Source organism: Streptomyces sp. NPDC026417 (assembly GCF_055567695.1).
In genome coordinates, this window is the sequence record NZ_JBVHPY010000030.1 from 25,673 (window position 1) to 47,335 (window position 21,663).

Below are 21,663 nucleotides of genomic sequence, written 5' to 3' on the forward strand. Positions count from 1 at the left end.
GTCATCCCCGCGACGTACACCTGCGGGACGGGCTTCCGGTCGCGCAGGGGGACGCGCCGACGGGGGAGCGGACCTCACAATGACCCGATGGAGACGGAGGGCCGACAGGGATGGCGGCAGCATCTGCGTGACGCGCTGAGGGCGGAGGCGAAGCCCGCCCCGCCACCTCGGCACGTGGTGTACGCCGACGTGGCGCTCGCGGTCGTACTGACCGTCATCGCGCTGTACGTCGCGGCGCGTTACCCCGGCGACGGGCCGGTACGGATCGGTCCGCGCGCCGACCACGGCGCCATGCCCCCGCCGCCGCCTCCCGCACCCGGCCTGCCCGTGATGGAGGAGCCACCGGCCGTGCCCTGGCCGCTGGTCGTCCTGTCGGCGCTGCCGCTGGCGTTCATGCGCCGCTGTCCGCTGGCGGTGTTCGCGGTGGTGCTCGGCGCGGCCCTGCTCATCGGCGACGACGCGTCCTGGATCAACGTGCTGACGTGCGTCATCGGCGCCTACAGCGCCGTGGTGCACAGCCGTTACCGGACGCGGGCCGTCGTCGGCCTGCTCGTCGCGGCCGTCCTGGCGGGCTTCGCGTTCCGGGAGACGGAACCCATGCTGCCCGGGTGGTCGAGTCCCGCGGTCGTGCTCCTGGTCTCCGGCCTGCTGGCGGGTCTGGTCCGCTTCTGGCAGCGCCGGCTGGCCGCCAGCCGGGACCGGCTCGCGGAGCTGGAGCAGGGGCAGCAGGAGGCGATGCGCCGGGCCGTCGAGGAGGAACGTGCCCGGATCGCCGCCGAACTGCACGACGTCGTCACCCACAATGTGAGCGTGATGGTCATTCAGGCGGGTGCGGCCCGCACGGTGATGGACGCGGCGCCCGAGCGGTCCAAGGAGGCCCTGCTGGCGGTGGAGGCCGGGGGACGGGCCGCCATGGCGGAGCTGCGGCACGTCATGGGCCTGCTCGCCGGTCCGGCCGCCGGCCGCCCGGACACCCCCGCCGACGGCCTCGAACCCCAGCCCGGCCTGGCGCAGCTCGACGCGCTGACCGAGCGGGTGCGCGCGGCCGGGACCCCGGTCGGCGTCGCGGTGTCGCTGCCCGCGGATCCGCTGCCGCCGGGCGTGGACCTCGCGGCGTACCGGGTGGTGCAGGAGGCACTGACCAACACGCTCAAGCACGCGGTCGGCGCCGAGGCGTCCGTCGTGATCGGGTACACCGACGACTGCCTGCAGATCGAGGTCACCGACACCGGCGGGGCCCACGACCGTCCACCGGTGGACGGCAACGGCCGCGGGCTGATCGGCCTGCGGGAGCGGCTGACCGTCTACGGAGGCGACCTCACCGCGGGACCGACCCTGGCCGGCGGCTACCGGATCAAGGCCCGAGTGCCGTGGCGGACCGGGTGAACCGGCCTGCCCTGCGCGCCGTCATCGCCGACGACCAGGCCCTGGTCCGCACCGGGTTCGGGATGATCCTCGCCGCGGACGGCATCGAGGTGACGGCCGAGGCGGCGAACGGTGCCGAGGCGGTCGCCGCCGTCCGGCGGACCCGGCCCGACGTCGTCCTCATGGACATCCGGATGCCGCACATGGACGGCATCGAGGCCACCCGGCACATCCTGGGCGGCGCGGGCCCGGACGGCACGCGGGTCATCATCCTCACCACGTACGACCTCGACCACTACGTGTACGACGCGCTCACCGCGGGCGCGAGCGGCTTCCTGCTCAAGGACGTCACGCCCGAACACCTGGTGGCCGCGGTACGCCTGGTGCAGTCCGGCGACGCCCTCCTCGCACCGGTCATCACGCGCCGGCTGATCGAGCGGTTCGCCCCGCGCGAGGAGGCCCCGCCGGCCGGCACGCACCGCGATCTGTCCGGGCTGACCCCGCGCGAACTGGAGGTGCTCCGCCTGCTGGCCACGGGACTCAGCAACGCCGAGCTCGCGGACCGCCTGTCGCTGAGCCCGACCACGGTCAAGACCCACGTGGGCCGCATCCTGTCGAAGCTCGGCCTGCGCGACCGTGTCCAGGCCGTCGTCCTCGCCTACGAGACGGGGCTGATCGCCCCGGGCGGGGCGCCGGGGAACGGCTGAGCGGCGGACTGCGAGGTGTGGGCGCGGGCGGCCGGTGACGCCCGGGTCACCGGCCGCACCGCCTGCCTAGGCGCCGCGACGGACCCGGGCGGCCTTGCGGGCCTCGGCGGTCAGGCGGGCCTCGGCGGCCCGGCGGGACTCGCCGCCGGCGCGTCCCGGGCGCGTGCCCATGCCGCGGAAGGGGGCGCCGCCGCGCTTGGGGCGCTCGGTGACCGGTGCACTGCCGCCGACGGGCACCCCGGAGGGTGCCTGCGCTCCGGTGATCCTGCTCAACTCGGCCTCACCTGAACGCACTTGGGTGACCTGCGGCCGGATGCCCGCCACGGACATCAGCCGGGTCATCTCACGGCGCTGGTTGGGCAGCACGAGCGTGACGACGCTGCCGGACTCGCCGGCGCGGGCGGTGCGGCCGCCGCGGTGCAGGTAGTCCTTGTGGTCGGCGGGCGGGTCGACGTTGACCACGAGGTCGAGGTCGTCGACGTGGATGCCGCGGGCCGCGACGTTGGTCGCCACCAGCACCGAGACACCGCCGGACTTGAACTGGGCCAGGGTGCGCGTGCGTTGGGGCTGCGACTTGCCGCCGTGCAGGGCCGCCGCCTTGACCCCGCTGCTCAGCAGGTGCCGGGTGAACTGGTCGACCGCGTGCTTGGTGTCGAGGAACATCAGTACGCGTCCGTCGCGGGCGGCGATCTCGGTGGCGGCGGCGTACTTGTCGGCCCCGTGCACGTGCAGCACGTGGTGCTCCATCGTGGCGACCGCGCCCGCCGACGGGTCGACCGAGTGGACGACCGGGTCGTGGAGGTACGTACGGACCAGGAGGTCGATGTTGCGGTCCAGCGTGGCGGAGAACAGCATGCGCTGGCCGTCCGGGACCACCTGGTCCAGCAGTTCGGTGACCTGGGGCATGAAGCCCATGTCGGCCATCTGGTCCGCCTCGTCCAGGACGGTGATGCGCACCCGGTCCAGCCGGCAGTCCTTGCGCTCGATGAGGTCGGAGAGGCGGCCCGGGGTGGCCACGACCACCTCGGCGCCCGAGCGCAGCGCACTCGCCTGCCGCCCGATCGACATGCCGCCGACCACGGTGGCCAGCCGCAGCTTCAGCAGCCGGGCGAACGGGGTGAGCGCGTCGGTGACCTGCTGGGCGAGCTCACGGGTGGGGACGAGCACGAGGGCCAGCGGCTTGCGGGCCTCGGCGCGCCGGCCCGCCGTGCGCGCGAGGAGCGCCAGGCCGAAGGCGAGCGTCTTGCCGGATCCGGTCCGGCCTCGGCCCAGCACGTCGCGGCCCGCGAGGGAGTTCGGCAGGGTGGCGGCCTGGATGGGGAAGGGCTCGTGCATGCCGAGGTCGGTGAGCGTCGTGAGCACTTCGGCGGGCAGGTCCAGTTCCGCGAAGGCCGAGACGGCGGGAAGGGCCGGGGTGACGGTGACGGGCAGGGCGAACTCGCCCTGCGGCGCGGAAGGACGGCGCCCGTTGCCGTCCGACCGGGTGACGGGGCGTCCCTGGCCCTGCGGGCGGAAGCGGGCGCCGCGGTCGCCACCGGCGGAGCCGCCCTTGCGGTTCCCGGAGTAACGGTCGTTCGTGCGAGCTGAACGGTTCATGAAGAACCTTCCTCGATATGGCACGTATCGAGGAATTCTCGGCAGCGGTACGCCGAACGAATTGCAAGAACGAGCCGAATGCAAGACAGAAAATCGGGCCGGTTTCCCGGCGTGGGCTCAGCGGCCCCGGCGTCGGAGAGCCGGAAATCCACTGGAATGGGTGACCGCCCCGCCCGGGAAGTCGGTCGGAGTGACGCGGCCGGTCCGGTACGCGTCGGGCGGCCCACCCGTGGAACGCAACAAGCTGGGGCCCCACCGCGAGGTGTGGGCCCCAGCTGTCTGGTGCGCTGTCAGCGTCAGGCGGGAGTGATGTTCTCCGCCTGGGGGCCCTTCTGGCCCTGCGTGACGTCGAAGTTCACCTTCTGGCCTTCCTGGAGCTCGCGGAAGCCCTGGGCGGCGATGTTCGAGTAGTGGGCGAAGACGTCCGGGCCGCCACCCTCCTGCTCGATGAAGCCGAAGCCCTTTTCCGCGTTGAACCACTTAACGGTGCCAGTAGCCATGTTTCATTCTCCTTCAGGGGCAGTGCCCAGAGGCCCGCACTGTGTGGGCCCCGGCGTCGCCGTAATGAACCCCGTCCGGAAAACAGCACCGGAAATACAAAAGTGCCCGACGACGATATGTCGTCCAAGGCACTTGAAGTTTACGGGAACCACAACTGCAACTGAGATCGAGCCTAGCATGGTGAGGGGATCCGGGCGCGGCAAGTACGACTTTTCGAGTGTCGCGCCGTGTCTCGCACACGTATTTCTCATCCGGGCGATGCATTTTTTCTGCGGTTGCCGGCTGCCGGCTGCCGGCGGCTCGGCTCTGCCACGGTTCCTCCGCGCAGGGGCGCGCCGGGAGGCGCAGTCGTAGACGGAATGCAGTCCGCGTTCGCTCGCGCGTGAGGCCCCGGGCGGCGGTCGTCACGGAAGTGGATGACCATATGGAGAAGGGCGTCGTGCCCGCGCGGAACAGCCGCACCGACCACCGGACCCGCCTGCGACCCGCCTGCCGAAGCAGGAGCCCCGTCCACCGTGCTGGAGTGAGAGACCGTGCCCGACGAGCTCCCGTCCGCGGCCGAAGCCATGGCCGAAGAGCCGGCCGTGCTGGTGCTGGACGTCAGGGGGACCGTTCTCACCTGCACGCCCGCCGCGCTGCGCCTGTTCGAGGGGTCCGTCGACGAGATCCGCGGCGCCGCGGCCGCCACGTTCTTCGCCGATCCGTCCGTGTGGGCGGAGCTCGTCTCCGGCGCCCTGGGCGGGGCGGTGCTGAGCACGCGCGCCGAGCTGTGCCGGGTCCGCGGCGCGTCGTTCTCCGCCGTGGCGTCGGCGACCGCGCTCGCCGACGGGGCCGAGGGCCGCTTCCTGCTGCGCGTCGCCCCGGCGGAGCCGGCGGACCCCGGGCCGCGAACCGTACGGCGCCCGGCGCCCAGCCCCGAGCAGGTGCTGGCGGCCGATCCGCGCGCGCTGGAGCGGCTGGAGCTGCTGCACGAGGCGGCCACCCGGATCGGCGACTCCCTGGACATCACCCGCAACGCCGAGCAGCTGCTGGACGTGCTCGTGCCGGCCTTCGCCGACCTCGGGGCGGTGGACCTGCCCGAGAGCGTGCTGTTCGGCGAGGAGCCGACGTCCTTCCCGCCCGGCATCCCCCTGCGGCGCGTCGCCGTGGCGGCGGCCCGTGGGGACTGGCCGTCGGAGAGCCACGCCGCCGGCGCCACCTTCCGGCTCGGCGGCGAGGAGACCGCGTACATGCGCAAGGGCGCTCCCCGCGTCCTTGCGGACCTCCGGCTGGCCAGGGCGGCGCTGCGGGACGACGCGGAGCGGTCCGCGCTGATACTGCCCCCGGACGCCACGTCGCTCATGGCGCTGCCGCTGCTCGCACGCGGCGGGGTGCTGGGAGCGGTGGGACTCTGGCGCACCGGGGACCGCGCCCCCTTCGACGCGGCGGACGTGACCCTGGCGGAGGAGATCGGCACCCGGGCCGCGCTGAGTCTCGACAACGCCCGCCGCTACACCCTCGAACGGCGGACCGCGGACGCGCTGCAGCGCGACCTGCTGCCCCGCCCGGTCCGGGAGGTCGCGGCGGCGACGACGTTCGGCGCCCACCTGCCGCCGCGCTCGTCGACCGGCGTCGGCGGGAGCTGGTACGACGTGATCGCCCTGTCCTCCAGCCGGGTGGCGCTCGTGGTGGGCAACGCGGGCGGACACGGCATGAACGCCACGGCGGCCATGGGGCGGCTGCGGGCCGCCGTGCAGACCCTGTCGGACCTCGACCTCGGCCCCGACGAGCTGCTCTCCCGCCTGAACGACCTGGTGGTCCGGCTGGCCGAGGACGAGGAGCACCGGGGCACCACGGTCCCGGTCGGCAGCGGGCACGGCGCGACGTGCCTGTACGCCGTCTACGACCCGGTGACCTGTCTCTGCGTCCTCGCCAGCGCGGGCCATCCGGGGCCGGTGCTGGCGGCCCGGGACGGGAACGGGGCCGTACCCGTGCCCGTACGCCCGGGGCCGCCCCTCGGCAGGGGTGCGGAGCCCTTCGAGACCACCGAGCTGGAACTGGATCCGGGGGACGTGCTGTTCTTCGGCACCGGCGCCCTGGCACGGGAGCCGCGCGACACGGGGCGCGGGCGGGCCCTGGTGCGGGACGGCGCCGGTGACGGCCGCCCCGTCACGGAGATCGGCGGCCGGATCGTGCAGGGCCTTCTGCAGGAGCCCTTCGACGACGACCTGGCGCTGCTGGTGGCGCAGGTGCGCCGGCTGCCCGACGATGCCACGGCCACCTGGCAGCTGCCCGCCGACCCCGGCATCGTCGCCGGCGCCCGCAAGCTCGTCGCCGAGCAGCTGACCTCGTGGGGCCTGGAGCATCTGGTGTTCACCAGCGAGCTGATCGTCAGTGAACTGGTCACCAACGCGATCCGCTATGCGGGCGCGCCCGTCGGGCTGCGGCTGATCCGAGGACAGCGGCTGGTCTGCGAGGTCTCCGATCCCAGCCAGACGCAGCCGCACCTGCGGCGGGCCCGCGCCACGGACGAGGGCGGCCGCGGACTGTTCCTGGTGGCGCAGCTGACCCATCGCTGGGGCAGCCGGTACACCGCCGCGGGCAAGACCATCTGGACCGAGCAGCTGCTGGAGGAGACGGCCTGACCCGCGGCCCGGCGCCGTCCGCCGGTGCCCGGCCGACCGGGACGGGCGCGGAAGGCCGGCCCGTCACCCCTCGGGGCCGCCGCGCGCACCGCACCGCTCCGGAGGCGTGGCGTACGGCAGGTCGTCGAGCGGGAGGTCCGTCAGGAAGCGGAGCAGCAGATCCGCGTACTCGGCCTCCCGTTCGAGGTGCACCATGTGGTCGGCGTCCCGGACGAGCAGGAAGGTCGAGCCGGCGATGGCCGCCGCGACGGCACGGTTCTCCTCGGGCGTACTGGTGTGGTCGTGTTCGCCGGTGAAGACCAGCGCGGGGACGGAGTCGATGCCCTCGGGCGGAATCGGATCGGCGGCGAGCAGCCGCTCGTGGCAGACCGCGTGGCGCCGCGCCTCGGCCGGCGTGATGGCCGTGAACTGACGCCGCAGGAGCCGGGCCACGGCCGGTGCCTGCGCCACCCGGTCCGCGCGCTCCGTGTTCAGCAGCCCGGCGACGGCGCGGCCGACGGCCGGTTCCACCGCCGGGTCCGAGCCGGCCCCCTCCCGCCCCAGCGCCTCTCCGGCGCCCCGCATGTCCTCGCAGAGCGACCTCAGGCGCGCGTTCATCCCGCGGGCCGCGCCGACCAGCACCAGCCGGGCGATCCGGTCGGGCCTGCGCAGGGCCGCGCGGTAGGCGATCGGCGCGCCGTAGGAGGCGCCGAGGAGGTTCACCCGCGCGTGGCCGAGGCGGTCCGCGAGATGCAGGGCGGCGTCGGCCAGGACGTCGAAGCCCTCCTCGGCGGGGAGGTCGTCGGCGGTGCCGGTGCCGGGCAGGTCGACCAGGACCAGCGGCATGTGGCCGGTGAGCCTGCGCTCCAGCCGGGGCCACGCGTACATGTCCTGCAGCGCGCCGCCGAGGAGGATCAGCGGTTCGGTGACCGGGGGTGTGTCGGAGGTGATGACGCGGCAGGTGTAGCGCAGGCCGCGCCACTCCAGGCGGACGACCTCCTCGCGGGTGTGCTCCGGCGGGATCCAGGGCGGCGCGGTCCACGCGGCGGTGGTGGCGGGGAGCGTCACGTGGTCCCCGCGGCCCGCCCGGCGATGAGTTCCGCCAGGGCGTGGACCGTGGGGACGCCGGCGAGCTCCTTCTCCGGGATGACCAGTCCCATCCGGTCCTCCAAATGCATGGACAGCACGGTCACCGCCATGGAGTCGATGCCCGCGCCGGCCAGCGTCGCGTCCGGCGTGATCGGGGCGCCGGGCAGGCCCGCCTGCGCCGTGAGGATGCCCTTGAGTTCTTCCAGCAACGTGTGCGTCTCCTTGTGTACCGAACGGTCGTGCGTCACAGCTCCGCGGTGATCCCCGGGGGCCAGACGAGGGTCGTCGCGGCCCAGGCCAGTCCGCTGCCGAAGGCGACGACCAGGACGCGGTGTCCCGGCTTCACCTGCCCCTCGTCCGCGGCGTGGGCCAGCAGCAGCGGGACGGAGGCGGCGGCGGTGTTGCCGACCCGGGCGATGTTGGACGGGGTGCGCTCGGCGGGGATGCCGAGGGCGTCGCCGACGCAGGCGCTGATCCGCCCGTTGGCCTGGTGGACGATCAGCCGGTCGACCTCGTCGAGGGTCCAGCCGGCGGCCGCCACCGCGTCCCGGGCGGCCTGGCTCATCCGGCGCACGGCGTGCCGGAACACCTCGTTCCCGCGCATGTGGACGAAGAAGTCACCGGCGGGCGCGGACCGACGCCGGTGACGCTCACGGGCACCGCCGGCCGGGATCGCGATCGCGTCGCCGAGTTCCCCGTCGCTGCCCCAGGCGAACGGGCCCAGGGCGCCGTCCTGGCCGCGGACGCCCGCTTCCAGGACCACGGCGCCCGCCCCGTCGCCGAAGAGGGGGGCGGTGGCGCGGTCGTCGGGGTCGATGATGGCCGACATCGTTTCGGCGCCGACGACGAGGACCCGGCGGGCGCTGCCGGCCCCGATCAGCCCGGCGGCCACGGCCGCGGCGTGCACGAATCCGGCGCAGCCCGCGGTCACGTCGAAGGCGACCGCCTCCCGCAGCCCGAGCCGGTGCGCGACGGCGGGCGCGGTGGCGGGGCAGTGGTGATCGGGGGTGGTGGTGGCCAGTACCACCGCGTCGACGGTGTCCACTCCCGCCGACCGCATGGCCCGGCGCCCGGCCTCCACGGACAGGTCGCCGGTGGACATGCCCGCCTCCGCGCGACGGCGTTCCCGGATCCCGATCCGCTCCCGGATCCACTCGTCGCTGCTGTCCAGCCGCGCGCACAGCTCCTCGTTGGTCACCCGGCGGGACGGAAGCCAGGAGCCCACGCCGGTCAGGACCGCGACGGTGCCAGGACCGGGGGCTCCCGCTGTAGTTGGGGCACTCATATACGCAACGTACCTGAATCAAAACAGAAAGTTATCAACGCCCTGGTCGCGGGTCCGCGTTCGCCGCACGGGTGCGGGGCGCCCGCCGACGGCGCGTGCGCCGGGCTCGCCGGGTGCGTACGCCGGGCGCGCAACTGCCCCGCGGGGTACGGCCGTTCCGGTGGCCGGCGTGACGGCTTCGACGGCGTCGCGGCGGCCGGCTCAGCGGGAGGTGCGGACGCCGTACTGGTCACCGGACGGCCGCAAACCTCGGGCCTGCCCTACGCCTCCGGATACACGCACGATTTCGGCCTGCTCGTCCCGCTCTGCCTCGGCGCCGCCCTGGCCGCCCTGCCCGGGCCCGTCCAGCGGACCCGCCGCCGCCCCGGCGCGCTCCGCGCGGCCGCGGACCCGGCGCTCACCGAGGCTCCGCCCGAGCCGTCCGCCGTGCGGAACCGACCGGCGATCAACATCACGGCGTCCGCAGCCGAGGCCCGGAAGGAGGCCCGGCGGCGGACGCCGTACGCCGGAGGAGGACCGGCGGGCTCAGACGGGCGTGCCGGTCGGGACGCCCTCGCCGGCCCGGCTGCGGGCGTGCAGCTCGTACACGCTGAAGGCACGCCGGATGACGGGCTGCGCCACGTTGCGCACCCGCACGCCACCGCTGGTCATCCCGTGCTCGGTGCCCGCATGGGCGTGGCCGTGGACGGCGAGGTCCGCGCCCGCGGTGTCGACCGCCTCGGCGAGCAGATAGCTGCCGAGGAAGGGGTAGATCTCCAGCGGTTCCCCGGCGAGCGTGTCCGGCACCGGCGAGAAGTGCGTCAGGGCGATCCGCACGTCGCAGTCCTCCCGCGCCAGCTTCTCCAGCGAGGTGCGCAGGCCGTCCGCGCACCTGCGGGAGTACCGGACGAACTCCTTCATCAGCGGTTCGCCGAACTCCCCGGCGTTGCGGCCGACGAACCCGCCGCCGAACCCCTTGGTGCCGGCCACGCCGACGCGCGCCGAACCGACCGGCACGACGGTGGCGTCCCCCTCCAAAACCTGCACGCCCGCCTCTCGGAGGACGGCCGTGACCTCCTCCGGCCGTTCGTCGTGGTGATCGTGATTGCCCAGGACGGCCACGACGGGGACGCCGAGTCCCCGCACCTCGTCGGCCACCACCCGGGCCTCCTCGGGCGTGCCGTGCCGGGTGAGGTCACCCGCCAGCAGCAGGATGTCCGCGCATTCGGGAAGGGTGTCGAAGGCCGGCCTGAGCAGGCCCCGACTGTCGGGCCCCATGTGGATGTCCCCGACGGCTGCGACCCGGATCATGCCAGCTCCTCCGTGTGGTCGGGGGCGGTGGCCTCGGCCACCACGATGTCGCAGTGCACCGCCGTCCCCGCCAGCTCGTCCTGGGCGATCCGCAGGATCTCGTCCCGGCAGTGCGCCGAGGGGACGGTGCCGGTGAGCATGACCGCCCCGGACCGGATCTCGGCCCGTACGCCCAGTTCACCCAGGTCGTCGGCCGCCAGCCGGTCGCTCAGGTGCGCGACCCGGTACTCGATGTTCTGCGCCGCGGCGCCGCCCGGCGCGGCCGGGGAGGGCCCTGCGTGCTCTGCGGCGTGCTCGCTCATCGTCCCTCCTTCTGCGGTGCGATCACTTCCATGCGTTCCAGCAGGTAGAGGAAGGCGTCCGGCATCGGCGCGTTCCCGCAGGTCTCGCGCACCTGTTCCCAGTCGACCTTCTCGCGCAGCGCCCGGGCGATGGGCAGGACCGCGCCGAAGTCGCAGTGGTGCTCGGAGAAGGCGGAGAGCAGGCTGCGCATCAGGTCGGTGGCGGCCAGCACCGGCATCTGCACCGAATCCACCGACAGCACGCCGGCCCGGCTCAGCAGATCGCTGTCCACCGGCTGGTGCGCCAGCTCGAAGATCAGGTCGATGTCCTGGCCGAGGCACTTGGCCTTCAGCAGCCAGTCCTCCGGCGGCGCGTAGACCTCCAGGCCCGCCGCGCGCAGCGCGGACGCGACCGGCTCGGCGTCCTCCGGCTTGATGCAGAAGTCGGCGTCGTGCTGGAGATTCCCCGTGCCGCCGTGCGCGTACACGGCGACGCTGCCGGCCAGGGCGAACTCGTACTGGTGCTTCTTGAGGAGAGCGCCGACCTGTTTGGCCGCCTCCAGGATCGCCTGATTGCGGTCGCGGGGCAGGTTCAGCTCGTGCGGGTCGAGGGGGCCGGCCTCGTGGGGGCGTACCGCCGCCAGGCGCAGCTCAGGAGTGATCTGCCGCTGGTCGAGAGCGGCGTCGTCCGCGTTCTGCGTCATTGCTGCTCCGTTTCCGTGTCCCGAGCCCGTTATGGACACTTGGGTACCCATTCCGGTACCCGGCTCGCCGCTTTCGACACGGTGATCTCCGGGCGCCCGGAGATCACCGGACGGGCCTTCGGGCGCACCTGCGCGGTCGGCTCGCGGACGGGCGAGAGGTGCGCCGGCCCGCCGAGCCCCGCCCCCGTACGGCCACCAGGCCCGGCCCTCGTCGATTCCGTTGACGCGGTCCCGTCAGGCCGTTAGCTTGCGGCGAGTTCTCGCGCGGGGGGAGAGGGCATGAACCGATCGATTCTGGCTGCCGTCACGGCGGCCTGTGCCGGAGCGCTGGCGCTGACGGCGTGCGGCGACGGCGACAAGGACGGCGACCCGCCGGCGCCGGCGGGGAGCGCCTCGGCGGCACAGAGCGCGGCCGACGACTTCGGGTGCCTGGCGGGCAAGCAGCTCAAGCGGTCGGTGACGTTCGAGGACACCGAGGGCAACGAGGTCGGCGGTTACGAGACCGGTACCGGCACCACCGGCGTCGTCCTGGCGCACCAGTCGAACAACAACGTCTGTTCCTGGGTGCCCGCCGCCGACGAACTGGCCGCGGACGGTTACCGCGTGCTCGCCGTCGACAGCAGCGGCTCCGAGGTGCCGGAGATCGTCGCCGCCGCAGACCGCCTGCGGGGCAAGGGGGCGAAGAACATCCTCCTGATGGGCGCCTCCAAGGGCGGCACCGCCTCGCTCGTCGCCGCCGCGGAGATCGAGCCGAAGGTCGCGGCCGTGGTCTCGCTGTCGGGCCCCGGCTACTACCGCAGCCTGGACGCCACCGAGACGGTTCCCGAACTGACCATGCCCCTCTACCTGTTGGCGGCCGACGGGGACGGGCAGTTCGGCCAGGACGCGAAGGACCTGCACAAGCTGGCGAAGAAGTCCCCTGGCGGGAAACTGCAGTTGGTCGCGGGAGCCGCCCACGGGAACGACATCCTGCTCCAGCAGCCGGCGGTGTGGGAGCAGGTCAAGGCCTTCCTCGCCCGGCAGCGCTGACCTCAACCGGCCGGACCTCCGGCGCCCCGTCCGCCCCGTCCGCCTCGGGCCAGGTCGGCCGCCCCTCCCGGGCGGCCGTCCGGCACAGCCACGCGATGTCCCGCCCGAAGGACCAGCACAGCAGGGCCAGCGCCAGCAGCACGAGCGCGAAGGTCGCCGGGCGGGGCAGCACGTCGGCACCGGCGACCAGGAGCACGATCCCCTGGAGCGCCGCGACCGTCTTGCGCGCCATGCTCGGCGGCAGCGCCCCGTTCAGCCACGGCCACACCCGCGCCGCCGCCACGAACACGTACCGCATCGTGCCGATCAGCAGCACCCAGGGGCCCAGCGCCATCGCGACGTACACACTCAGCACCAGGATCAGGAACGCGTCGACCTCCATGTCGAAGCGGGCGCCCAGCGCGGACGAAGTCCCGGTGCGGCGGGCGACCTTGCCGTCCACGCCGTCCAGGATCAGCGCCACCGCCGTCAGCCCGACGAACAGCGTGAGCGGCGGTGAACTCTCGAACGAGTCGGCGACCAGCGCCGTGACCCCGCCGACCAGGATCGCCCGGCCGAGGGTGACACGGTTCGCGGGCCCGAAGGGCAGCGGTCCCGAGCGGCGCAGGGCCCGGTTGAGGACGGCCCAGGTGGCGATTCCGAAGGCCAGGCCCGTGAGCCAGCCCGCCGGACCCATCCCGATCGCCGTCCCCAGGAGCGCGAGGAGCAGCAGCTGCGCGCCCGCCCCCACCGCCGTCTCCTGTTGCGCGAGCCTTGCGTCGTACGTGTTGTTCAGGGCCACCGCTCACCCTCCGGCCGAGTGACAGATTCGATCAACGCCGCGTACGTTGTGCGCGACTTCTCGTAGCTGCGTACGTGGGGAGTCGGCCGATCGTTCAGGAGGACGCACATGGAACCCACAGCTCGCGCCTTCTGGCTCCGGTCCCCGGGGCACGGCGAGATCCGGGAATCGGGCCTGTCCCGCCCCACCGCGGAAGAGGTCCTGGTGCGGTCGCTGTACTCCGGTGTGAGCCGGGGCACGGAGACCCTCGTCTTCCGGGGCGGCGTACCCGAGAGCCAGTACGCAGCGATGCGGGCGCCGTTCCAGGAGGGCGACTTCCCCGGCCCGGTGAAGTACGGCTACCTGAGCGTCGGGCAGGTGGAGCAGGGGCCGGCCGCCCTCGTCGGCAGGACCGTCTTCTGCCTCGCCCCCCACCAGACCCGGTACGTCGTCCCGGCGAGCGCCGTCACCGTCGTGCCCGACGAGGTCCCGGCCGAGCGGGCGATCCTCGCCGGAACCGTCGAGACCGCGGTGAACGCCCTCTGGGACGCGGCCCCGCTGATCGGCGACCGGATCGCGGTGGTCGGCGGCGGCATGGTCGGCTCGTCCGTCGCGGCGCTGCTCGCCCGGTTCCCCGGCGTACGGCTGCAGTTGGTCGACGCCGATCCCGCGCGCGCGGACGTCGCCCGGGCGATCGGGGCCGACTTCGCCCGGCCCGAGGAGGCCGCGGGCGACTGCGACCTCGTCGTCCACGCCAGCGCCACCGACGCCGGACTGGCACGGTCGCTGGAGCTGGCCGCCACGGAGGGGACCGTCCTCGAACTGAGCTGGTATGGGGACCGGCGGGTCGCGGTGCCGCTGGGCGAGGCCTTCCACTCCCGGCGGCTCGTCCTGCGCAGCAGCCAGGTCGGCTCCGTCTCCCCGGCCCGGCGCGGCAGCCGCAGCTACGCAGACCGGCTCGCCCTCGCCCTCGAACTGCTCGCCGACCCCGCCTTCGACGCGCTGATCACCGGCGAGTGCGCCTTCGAGGAGCTGCCCGACGTCCTGCCCCGGCTCGCCTCCGGCGAGATCCCGGGGCTCTGCCACCGAGTCCGCTACCACGCCGACTGAGCCCCCGGACAGCCGCCTGACCTCAGGGGAAACCCGCAAGGGCCCCGGAAAAGAAGAGGAATGGGCGGCTGAACAACGCGCACGGGGCAGCCGTACTACACGGCATGGCCCCCGGCAGGGGATCAGACGCACCGCACCTGGAGGGTCGTCCGTTGTTCAGTATCACCGTCCGCGATCACCTCATGATCGCCCACAGCTTCCGCGGCGAGGTCTTCGGACCCGCACAGCGCCTGCACGGTGCGACGTTCCTCGTGGACGCCACCTTCCGCCGCCCCGAGCTGGACGACGACAACATCGTCGTCGACATCGGACTGGCCACACAGGAGCTCGGCGCCGTGGTGAGCGAGCTGAACTACCGCAACCTCGACAACGAGCCCGACTTCGCAGGCACCAACACCTCGACGGAGTTCCTGGCCAAGGTGATCGCCGACCGCCTCGCCGACCGGGTGCACGCCGGCGCGCTGGGCGAAGGAGCCCGCGGCCTCGCCGGCATCACCGTCGCGCTGCACGAGTCGCACATCGCCTGGGCGAGTTACGAGCGTGCCCTGTGACCGACGTGACCCTGGAACAGGCCGCCGCCGGCCCGGCCGCGCTGGACTACGTGCCCGTGCAGCACACGGCTCTCAAGAACGCCGAGATCATCCCCATGTCCCTGAGCTCCGTGCACTTCGTCATGCCCGGCGGCGTCGACGACCCCACCGCGCCGAGCGGCGGCAACGCCTACGACCGGCGGGTCTGCCTCGACCTCCCCGGCTTCGGCTGGCAGGTCCGCCGTCACGCCGTCGCGGGCAGCTGGCCCCGGCCGGAGCCCGCGGCGCGCGCCGAACTCGCGCGCACCCTGGCCGAGTTGCCGGACGGCACCGTCGTCCTGCTGGACGGAATCGTCGCCTGCGGGGTGCCCGAGGTCGTCGTACCGGAGGCCGGGCGGCTGCGTCTGGCCGTCCTGGTGCATCTGCCGCTCGGCGACGAGCGGGGCCTCGCCCCCTCCGTCGCGGCGGAACTCGACGCCCTGGAGCGCACCACCCTGCGGGCCGTGTCCGCCGTCGTGGCCACCAGCGAGTGGGCGGTCCGCCGGCTCGTGGCCCACCACGGGCTCGCTCCCGAACGCGTGCACGTCGCCGTCCCCGGCGCCGACATCGCGCCGCTCGCCCCCGGCACCGACGGGGTCTCGCAACTGCTGTGCGTCGCGGCGGTGACCCCCCGCAAGGGGCAGCACCGGCTGGTCGAGGCCCTCGCCACCGTCACCGACCTGCCCTGGAACTGCGTCTGCGTCGGCGGACTCGGCCACGATCCGGAGTACGTCGCCCAACTCCGCAGGCTGATCGACGGGTTCGGCCTCGGTGACCGGCTGCACCTCGCGGGCCCCCGGGCCGGCGCCGAGCTCGACGCGAGCTACGCCGCCGCCGACCTGATGGTCCTCACCTCGTACGCCGAGACGTACGGCATGGCGGTGACCGAGGCGCTCGCCCGTGGCATCCCCGTGCTGGCGACGGACGTCGGCGGTGTCCCCGAAGCGGTCGGGCGGGCGCCCGACGGCGGGGTGCCCGGCATCCTCGTACCACCGGAGGATCCGGCGGCCCTGGCCTCGGAGCTGCGCGGCTGGTTCGGCGAGGCCGACGTGCGCCGCAGGCTGAAGTCCGCCGCCCGGGCCCGCCGCGCCGCGCTGGGCGGCTGGGCCGCGACGGCGCGGAGTCTGGCCGGTGTCCTCGGACGGCTTCGGCAGGAACCGCGGAGGGCGGCATGAACGTGACGACGACTCCGTCCGGGGCACCGGAACAGACGCCGGGTGCGAACACACCGGGCCGGACTCCCACCGCCGGTGAGACGCCGGCGGCGGGTGCCACGGGCCGGCCGGCGGCGGCCACGACGGACGACCCGGCAGGGGCCGGTGCGCCGGACCCGACGACCGGGGCCGGTGCGGCGGTTCCGGCGTCGGCGGCGGGCGAGTCCGCGCCTGCGCCGGACCCGGCGACGGCGGCCGACGCCTCCGACCGGGATGAGGTCTCCGTGGGAGAGGGCTCCGTCGAGGTCCCCCGATTCGCGCCCCGCTGGCTCCAGTTGCGGGAGGGCGCCGACGCGGACGCCCGGGCGCACGACCTGCTGGACCCGCTGCGGATGCGGCTCGCCAACCTCCCGCGGCGCGGCAACGCCCTGGTCGTCCACGACCTCGGCTGCGGCACCGGATCCATGGGCCGCTGGCTCGCGCCCCTCCTGGACGGCCCCCAGCACTGGGTGCTGCACGACCGCGACCCCTACCTGCTGCACTTCGCGACCGTGGGAGCGCCCCGTGCCTCCGCCGACGGCAGCCGGGTCACCGTCACCACGCAACGCGGCGACCTGGGACGGCTGACCGCGGACGGTCTGGCCGGCGCGTCCCTGGTGACGGCGTCCGCCCTGCTGGACGTGCTCACCCGGGACGAGGTGGACGTGCTCGCCGCGGCCTGCGCCGGTGCCGGCTGCCCGGCGCTGCTCACGCTCTCCGTCGCCGGCGACGTCCGGCTCACCCCCGCCGATCCGCTGGACGAGGAGATCGCCGCCGCCTTCAACGCGCATCAGCGCCGCGGCGAACTGCTCGGCCCTGACGCCGTCGCCGCGGCCCGTGAGGCCTTCGCCCGCCGGGGCGCGACCGTGAGCGTGCACCCCAGCCCCTGGCGGCTCGGCGCCGCGCACGCCGCCCTGACCGCCGAGTGGCTGCGCGGCTGGGTAGCGGCGGCCGTCGAGCAGCGACCCGAACTGGCCGCTCCCGCCGAAGCGTTTCTGCGGCGCCGCCTGGCCGAGTGCGAGGCGGGCGAGCTGCGCGTGGTGGTCCAGCACAGCGACCTCCTGGCGCTGCCGGGAGCGGTGGGCGGAACCGCGTGAGGGCGCCGGGGGCGGACGTCGCGACGCGACCGGCGGGGGCGCCGGCACACGAGGAGGCGCCCGGCGCGCAGTGGACGGGGAAGCCGTCGGCCGCGGTGGGCACCGGCTTCGGTCCGCGCGCACCGCGGACGGCCCGCGCGGACCGGACCGGCACGCCGGGCGCCCGCCGCCGGATCGGCTCCCGGACGGTGCGGACCCACGCCGGCACGGTCGCCGGAGCGGCCATCCTCGCCGTGCTGCTGTGGCGGCTCGGTACCGGTGTCTTCCTGGACGGGCTGCGGCGGGTCGACGGGCCGACCCTCCTCCTGGGCCTCGGCCTCGGCCTGCTCACGACCGTGTTCAGCGCCTGGCGCTGGTGCGTGGTCGCCCGGGGTCTGGGCATCCGGCTGCCGCTCGGCGCGGCCGTCGCGGACTACTACCGCGCCCTGTTCCTGAACGCGGCGCTCCCGGGGGGCGTCCTCGGGGACGTGCACCGCGCGGTGCGGCACGGGCAGAGCGCCGGTGACATCGGCCGCGGGGTCCGTGCGGTGGTCCTCGAACGGACGGCGGGCCAGGCGGTCCTGGTCGCCGTCGGCGCGGTGGTCCTCCTCACGCAGCCGTCGCCGGTCCTGGCCGACGCCCGGCGGCTCACCGGACTGCTCGCCCTCGCCGCGCTGGGCGCGCTGGCGGTCGTGGCCGCCGTCCGGATGGGCCGGGCCCCGGGTTCCTCCTCGCGGCGCCGTGCCGTGCGCGCCGCCCTCGCCGAGGCGCGCCGGGCGCTGCTCGCCCGCGGCAGCTGGCCCGGCGTGCTCGTCTCCTCGGCCGTGGTGCTGGCCGGCCATCTCGCGATGTTCCTGCTCGCCGCCCGGGTCGCCGGATCCGGCGCGTCGGCGGCCGAGTTGCTGCCGCTCGCGCTGCTGGCGCTGCTGGCCATGGGCCTGCCCCTGAACGTCGGCGGCTGGGGTCCCCGGGAGGGCGTCACGGCGTGGGCCTTCGGCGCGGCCGGACTCGGCGCGGACACCGGACTGACCGTCGCCGTCGTGTACGGCGTACTCAGCCTTGCCGCGGCCCTGCCGGGTGTCCTCGTGCTGATCGCCCGCTGGTACGGGGGAGTTCGGCGCGCACGCGGGGATTCCGCCCGCACCGGGGCGGATCCTGCGGATGCCTCCGCGGAACGGGAGCCCGCCCCGAACCCGGCCCCGGCGGCGGACCTCGCGCCTTCGGTCCGGGGGGCTGACCTCGCGCAGTCGGTCCCGGGGGCGGACCCAGCGGATCCGGTCCCGGGGGCTGACCGCGCCGGTCCGGTCGCCGCCGTGGACCTCCCGGGTCCGGCCGCCGCGGGCGCCCGCCCCGTCGTCCCGTACGCCGTCACGGAGCCGGTCGCCGTCCGTGCCGCCGTGGTCGTCGGGCCGGGGCGGCACGTCCCGGCGTACGAACCGCCCGGCACGCCGTGCGGCCACCACGCGTCGCCCGCGCCCTTTCCCCGGTCACCCCCCGCGCGGCCGAAGCCGGCGGCGCGTCACGGCCGGCGCCGGTCGGCGGGCGCGTCTCCCGGAAGCTCCGCCGCCGAGGTGAGCAGGGAGAAATACGCGCCGAAGGAATCGACCAGCGCCGCAAGGAGAGCCTTTCCCTTTTCGGCGGAAGCCAGGGAAGGCCGCCCGATCACACCGGATTCGGTATAGGCCGACATGCCGGCCGTCAGGAGATGCCTGCGGTCGTCGGCGAGGAAATCGGTGGTCTCGTAACCGGGGCGAACCGAATCCGGATGGGAGTGCAGAAGGATGGAGGTCTCGATTTCCCCGGCGTGCATATCGCTCAGCAGGGAGGTCTGCACACCGGCCCCGACACGCGCCGACTCCCAGTCCTCCGGGGCGGGGAAGAGCGCCATTCGGGTACCGGTGCCGACCGATTCCTGAACGACATTGCCCAGGACGTAGTTTCCGCCGTGTCCGTTGACCAGAACCAGGGCATCGACCCCGGAACGCCGCAGCGAATCGGCGATGTCCCGCACTATCGCGTGCAGGGTCACGGAGGAGATGCTGACGGTCCCCGGCCAGGCGGCGTGCTCGTGGGAGCAGGAGATCGTCACCGGAGGGAGGAGGTGGACGGGATGGGCGGCGGCTATCTCGCGGGCGACGGCGCAGGCCACCAGCGTGTCCGTGGCCAGCGGGAGATACGCGCCGTGCTGCTCGAAACTCCCCACCGGCAGGACGGCGACCTGCCGTACGGCACCGTCCCCGCGCTCGCGGACGTCCTGCGAAGTGTCCGTCGGCGCAAGGCAGTTGTGCAGGGACGGCAGGGAGTCGCGGACCGGCGGCGGATTTCCGGCCGCCGACGAGGAGATCTCCGCCGGCGCTGTCCCGGCCTCCGTCGGCTCGATGCCCGAAGTGCTCATTGTTTCCCGGCCTTTCGTCTCGTACCGCCCGCGCTTGCGCTCAAGCAGATAGGAACCAGATCATGACAGAGAACGTCGGCGTGCTCGGCGGCAATGCCCACTCCACGGGTGTCACCCGAGTCGTGACCGCCCCTTTGCCCACGGTGTACGGCGATTTCCAGGCCGTCGGATACCTGGATCACCACCGCGGCGACGAACAGATGGTCCTGGTCTACGGGGACATCGGGGAGGAACGGGTTCTCACCCGGCTGCATTCGGAGTGCCTGACGGGCGACGCGTTCGGCTCCACGCACTGCGAGTGCGGTCCCCAACTCGTCACGGCGCTGCGCGAGATCGTGGCGGAGGGGCGTGGCGTGCTCGTCTACCTCCGGGGGCACGAGGGCCGGGGGATAGGCCTGCTGGGCAAGTTGCAGGCGATGAAGCTCCAGGCGGAGGGCCTGGACACGGTCGAGGCGAACCTGGCCCTCGGCCTTCCGGTGGATGCCCGCGACTACCGGGTGGCGGCGGACATGCTGCACGACCTCGGGGTGCGCTCGGTGCGGCTGCTGTCGAACAACCCGCGCAAGCGGGAGGCGCTGCTGCGCCACGGCATCCGGGTCGCCGAGCAGGTCCCCCTGCTGATCGAGCCGTGCGAGGAGAACCTCGGCTACCTGCTCACCAAGCGGGAGCGGCTCGACCACTACCTGCCCCACCTGGACGGCGCCAAGGCGGAGGCGGTGTTCTGCGGATCGGTGCAGACGGCGGCCACCGAGGAGTGAGCACCGGGCGCGGTACGCCGGGGGCGGCCCCCGGCCCGGGCGTCCCGGGGGCCGGTTCGTCCGGCCCCCGGACCCGGGCCCACGCACCTCAGTCCACGACCGCCTCGTGCACCAGCCGCCGCACGTCCGGGAACACGGTGTGCGAGCCGGTGGGACGCAGCTGGGTGAGGAACTGCACGGTCAGGTCCCGGCGCGGGTCGACCCAGAACGTCGTACTGGCCACGCCGTTCCAGCCGTAGGTGCCCGCACTGGAGGGGGTCGCGGTGACGGACGGGTCGATCACGACCGAGACACCGAGGCCGAAGCCGAGACCCGCGTTGCCGGGGTCGTCGTGGGCGGGACTGCCGTGGGTGCGGATGTCGACGCCGCCCGGGAGCTGGTTGGAGGTCATGAGGTCCACGGTCCGCGGAGCCAGCAGCCGGACGCCGTCGAGCTCACCGCGGCGCCGCAGGAACTCCATGAAGCGGTGGTAGTCGCGAGCGGTCGCGACCATGCCGCCGCTCCCGGACAGCAGCCGCGGCCGGCCGTGCAGAGGCAGCCCGGCGATCGGCGTGATGCCCCCTTCTCCGTCCTCCCCGTACAGCTCCGCCAGCCGCCCCGACTGCTCCTCGGTGACGTGGAATCCGGCGTCCGTCATGCCGAGCGGGCCGAGGATCCGCTCGGCGAAGAACTCGTCCAGGTCGCGCCCCGACACGACCTCGACGAGGCGGCCCAGGACGTTCGTGGCGACCGAGTAGTTCCACCGGGTGCCCGGCTCGAACTGCAGCGGAAGGCGCGCGTACACCTCGCAGGTCCCGGCCAGGTCCGAACCCTCCAGCACCGACGACTCCAGGCCCGCCTCCCGGTAGAGCGCGTCGACGGGATGCGCGTGGTAGAACCCGAACGTCAGACCCGCGGTGTGGGTCAGCAGGTGCCGGACCAGCAGGGGCCCGGCGGCCGGGCGGGTCCGCATCCCCGCGCCCTCACCCGACACGTGGACCTGCGGGTCGGCGAACGCCGGGAGGTGGCGGGCGACCGGGTCGTCGAGGCCGATGCGCCCCTCCTCGACCAGGATCAGCGCGGCGACCGAGGTGACCGGCTTGGTCATCGAGTAGATCCGCCACAGGGTGTCCGCGGTGACGGGGAGGCCGGCCGCGCGGTCGCGGCTGCCGTACGCCGTCAGATGGGCGACGCGGCCGTGCCGGGCCACCGAGACGAGGTACCCGGGCAGCCGGCCCTCGTCGACCAGGTGCGCGAAGTGCTCGTCCAGCCGGGCGAGCGCCTTGGGGTCGAGTCCGGCCTCGTCCGGCTCGACCTCTTGCTCCAGAAGTCCCATGGTTCTCCTCCGGACTGCGGCTCGTGGACTGGCTCAC

At 74.1% G+C, this 21,663-nt stretch carries 20 protein-coding genes and 1 pseudogene; 10 read left to right on the plus strand and 11 right to left on the minus strand.

What is annotated here, in order from left to right; translation table 11 throughout:
- Positions 1-87: 87 nt before the first annotated feature.
- Entirely contained in the window at positions 88-1,386 is a 1,299-nt protein-coding gene (locus tag ACZ4NT_RS33850; protein ID WP_467728925.1) for a sensor histidine kinase, read from the plus strand.
- Complete coding sequence (locus ACZ4NT_RS33855; RefSeq protein ID WP_467728927.1) at positions 1,371-2,072, plus strand: response regulator; 702 nt, start codon at positions 1,371-1,373, stop codon at positions 2,070-2,072. Before ACZ4NT_RS33850 ends, ACZ4NT_RS33855 begins: the two co-directional genes overlap by 16 nt.
- A gap of 66 nt (positions 2,073-2,138) precedes the next feature.
- Here the strand turns inward: ACZ4NT_RS33855 and ACZ4NT_RS33860 are convergent, their stop codons facing one another.
- Together ACZ4NT_RS33860 and ACZ4NT_RS33865 are read right to left on the minus strand one after the other, a co-directional pair.
- Entirely contained in the window at positions 2,139-3,668 is a 1,530-nt protein-coding gene (locus ACZ4NT_RS33860; RefSeq protein WP_121407125.1) for a DEAD/DEAH box helicase, read from the minus strand.
- Positions 3,669-3,964: 296 nt separating this feature from the next.
- Positions 3,965-4,168 (minus strand): cold-shock protein, encoded by a 204-nt coding sequence (locus ACZ4NT_RS33865; protein WP_100580096.1) that lies wholly within the window; start codon positions 4,166-4,168, stop codon positions 3,965-3,967.
- Positions 4,169-4,702: 534 nt separating this feature from the next.
- Here ACZ4NT_RS33865 and ACZ4NT_RS33870 point away from each other — a divergent pair.
- Positions 4,703-6,793 carry an ATP-binding SpoIIE family protein phosphatase gene (locus ACZ4NT_RS33870; protein ID WP_467728930.1) on the plus strand — a complete coding sequence of 697 codons (2,091 nt, stop codon included), beginning with the start codon at positions 4,703-4,705 and terminating at the stop codon, positions 6,791-6,793.
- A gap of 63 nt (positions 6,794-6,856) precedes the next feature.
- Here ACZ4NT_RS33870 and ACZ4NT_RS33875 read toward each other — a convergent pair whose 3' ends face one another.
- The 6 genes from ACZ4NT_RS33875 to ACZ4NT_RS33900 form a co-directional block, all read right to left on the minus strand.
- Positions 6,857-7,840: an alpha/beta fold hydrolase gene (locus ACZ4NT_RS33875; protein ID WP_467728932.1), complete on the minus strand. Its 984-nt coding sequence runs from the start codon at positions 7,838-7,840 to the stop codon at positions 6,857-6,859.
- The gene (locus ACZ4NT_RS33880; RefSeq protein ID WP_183117085.1) at positions 7,837-8,070 is read right to left on the minus strand and encodes an acyl carrier protein; all 234 of its coding nucleotides are present in this window, start codon (positions 8,068-8,070) and stop codon (positions 7,837-7,839) included. Before ACZ4NT_RS33880 ends, ACZ4NT_RS33875 begins: the two co-directional genes overlap by 4 nt.
- Positions 8,071-8,105: 35 nt before the next feature.
- A complete protein-coding gene (locus ACZ4NT_RS33885; protein WP_467728935.1) occupies positions 8,106-9,146 on the minus strand; it encodes a beta-ketoacyl-ACP synthase III in 1,041 nt (346 codons plus the stop codon).
- Between the two features lie 525 nt (positions 9,147-9,671).
- Positions 9,672-10,436, minus strand: a complete 765-nt coding sequence (locus ACZ4NT_RS33890) for a metallophosphoesterase family protein (protein ID WP_467728938.1) — start codon at positions 10,434-10,436, stop codon at positions 9,672-9,674.
- Positions 10,433-10,738 carry a BON domain-containing protein gene (locus ACZ4NT_RS33895; protein WP_121407131.1) on the minus strand — a complete coding sequence of 102 codons (306 nt, stop codon included), beginning with the start codon at positions 10,736-10,738 and terminating at the stop codon, positions 10,433-10,435. The genes ACZ4NT_RS33890 and ACZ4NT_RS33895 overlap by 4 nt, the downstream gene beginning before the upstream one ends.
- Positions 10,735-11,421, minus strand: a complete 687-nt coding sequence (locus ACZ4NT_RS33900) for a nucleotidyltransferase family protein (protein ID WP_121407132.1) — start codon at positions 11,419-11,421, stop codon at positions 10,735-10,737. Before ACZ4NT_RS33900 ends, ACZ4NT_RS33895 begins: the two co-directional genes overlap by 4 nt.
- A 279-nt stretch (positions 11,422-11,700) precedes the next feature.
- Between ACZ4NT_RS33900 and ACZ4NT_RS33905 the strand changes: the two genes are divergently transcribed.
- Positions 11,701-12,450 (plus strand): dienelactone hydrolase family protein, encoded by a 750-nt coding sequence (locus tag ACZ4NT_RS33905; protein ID WP_121407133.1) that lies wholly within the window; start codon positions 11,701-11,703, stop codon positions 12,448-12,450.
- Here ACZ4NT_RS33905 and ACZ4NT_RS33910 read toward each other — a convergent pair.
- Positions 12,422-13,231: a CDP-alcohol phosphatidyltransferase family protein gene (locus ACZ4NT_RS33910; protein WP_121407134.1), complete on the minus strand. Its 810-nt coding sequence runs from the start codon at positions 13,229-13,231 to the stop codon at positions 12,422-12,424. The two genes, ACZ4NT_RS33905 and ACZ4NT_RS33910, sit on opposite strands and share 29 nt — an antisense overlap.
- Positions 13,232-13,339: 108 nt before the next feature.
- On the opposite strand from ACZ4NT_RS33910, the gene ACZ4NT_RS33915 reads away from it, so the two are divergent.
- The 5 genes and pseudogenes from ACZ4NT_RS33915 to ACZ4NT_RS33935 all read left to right on the plus strand — a co-directional run.
- A complete protein-coding gene (locus ACZ4NT_RS33915; RefSeq protein ID WP_467728942.1) occupies positions 13,340-14,320 on the plus strand; it encodes a zinc-dependent alcohol dehydrogenase in 981 nt (326 codons plus the stop codon).
- 152 nt (positions 14,321-14,472) lie between these two features.
- Positions 14,473-14,871 (plus strand): 6-carboxytetrahydropterin synthase, encoded by a 399-nt coding sequence (locus tag ACZ4NT_RS33920; protein ID WP_121407136.1) that lies wholly within the window; start codon positions 14,473-14,475, stop codon positions 14,869-14,871.
- A complete protein-coding gene (locus ACZ4NT_RS33925) occupies positions 14,868-16,064 on the plus strand; it encodes a glycosyltransferase family 4 protein (RefSeq protein ID WP_121407137.1) in 1,197 nt (398 codons plus the stop codon). Before ACZ4NT_RS33920 ends, ACZ4NT_RS33925 begins: the two co-directional genes overlap by 4 nt.
- Positions 16,061-17,179: a class I SAM-dependent methyltransferase gene (locus ACZ4NT_RS33930; protein WP_467728945.1), complete on the plus strand. Its 1,119-nt coding sequence runs from the start codon at positions 16,061-16,063 to the stop codon at positions 17,177-17,179. Before ACZ4NT_RS33925 ends, ACZ4NT_RS33930 begins: the two co-directional genes overlap by 4 nt.
- A gap of 95 nt (positions 17,180-17,274) precedes the next feature.
- Positions 17,275-18,363: pseudogene (locus ACZ4NT_RS33935) on the plus strand (lysylphosphatidylglycerol synthase transmembrane domain-containing protein); the annotation flags it as partial.
- A gap of 314 nt (positions 18,364-18,677) precedes the next feature.
- Here the strand turns inward: ACZ4NT_RS33935 and ACZ4NT_RS33940 are convergent.
- Positions 18,678-19,553, minus strand: coding sequence for a creatininase family protein (locus ACZ4NT_RS33940; protein WP_121407138.1), 876 nt, complete (start codon positions 19,551-19,553; stop codon positions 18,678-18,680).
- A 62-nt stretch (positions 19,554-19,615) separates the two neighbouring features.
- Between ACZ4NT_RS33940 and ribA the strand changes: the two genes are divergently transcribed.
- Positions 19,616-20,311: a GTP cyclohydrolase II gene (ribA, locus tag ACZ4NT_RS33945; protein ID WP_121407139.1), complete on the plus strand. Its 696-nt coding sequence runs from the start codon at positions 19,616-19,618 to the stop codon at positions 20,309-20,311.
- A gap of 88 nt (positions 20,312-20,399) precedes the next feature.
- Here the strand turns inward: ribA and ACZ4NT_RS33950 are convergent, their stop codons facing one another.
- Entirely contained in the window at positions 20,400-21,626 is a 1,227-nt protein-coding gene (locus ACZ4NT_RS33950) for a serine hydrolase domain-containing protein (RefSeq protein WP_467728948.1), read from the minus strand.
- Positions 21,627-21,663: the final 37 nt, after the last annotated feature.

What these genes read in the sequence shown, in the direction of transcription:
- ACZ4NT_RS33850 (WP_467728925.1), top strand. Translation starts at nt 88, where the DNA reads ATGGAGACGGAGGGCCGACAGGGATGGCGGCAGCATCTGCGTGACGCG.
- ACZ4NT_RS33860 (WP_121407125.1), bottom strand. Translation starts at nt 3,668, where the DNA reads ATGAACCGTTCAGCTCGCACGAACGACCGTTACTCCGGGAACCGCAAG.
- ACZ4NT_RS33865 (WP_100580096.1), bottom strand. Translation starts at nt 4,168, where the DNA reads ATGGCTACTGGCACCGTTAAGTGGTTCAACGCGGAAAAGGGCTTCGGC.
- ACZ4NT_RS33885 (WP_467728935.1), bottom strand. Translation starts at nt 9,146, where the DNA reads ATGAGTGCCCCAACTACAGCGGGAGCCCCCGGTCCTGGCACCGTCGCG.
- ACZ4NT_RS33890 (WP_467728938.1), bottom strand. Translation starts at nt 10,436, where the DNA reads ATGATCCGGGTCGCAGCCGTCGGGGACATCCACATGGGGCCCGACAGT.
- ACZ4NT_RS33895 (WP_121407131.1), bottom strand. Translation starts at nt 10,738, where the DNA reads ATGAGCGAGCACGCCGCAGAGCACGCAGGGCCCTCCCCGGCCGCGCCG.
- ACZ4NT_RS33900 (WP_121407132.1), bottom strand. Translation starts at nt 11,421, where the DNA reads ATGACGCAGAACGCGGACGACGCCGCTCTCGACCAGCGGCAGATCACT.
- ACZ4NT_RS33905 (WP_121407133.1), top strand. Translation starts at nt 11,701, where the DNA reads ATGAACCGATCGATTCTGGCTGCCGTCACGGCGGCCTGTGCCGGAGCG.
- ACZ4NT_RS33915 (WP_467728942.1), top strand. Translation starts at nt 13,340, where the DNA reads ATGGAACCCACAGCTCGCGCCTTCTGGCTCCGGTCCCCGGGGCACGGC.
- ACZ4NT_RS33930 (WP_467728945.1), top strand. Translation starts at nt 16,061, where the DNA reads ATGAACGTGACGACGACTCCGTCCGGGGCACCGGAACAGACGCCGGGT.
- ACZ4NT_RS33940 (WP_121407138.1), bottom strand. Translation starts at nt 19,553, where the DNA reads ATGAGCACTTCGGGCATCGAGCCGACGGAGGCCGGGACAGCGCCGGCG.
- ribA (WP_121407139.1), top strand. Translation starts at nt 19,616, where the DNA reads ATGACAGAGAACGTCGGCGTGCTCGGCGGCAATGCCCACTCCACGGGT.
- ACZ4NT_RS33950 (WP_467728948.1), bottom strand. Translation starts at nt 21,626, where the DNA reads ATGGGACTTCTGGAGCAAGAGGTCGAGCCGGACGAGGCCGGACTCGAC.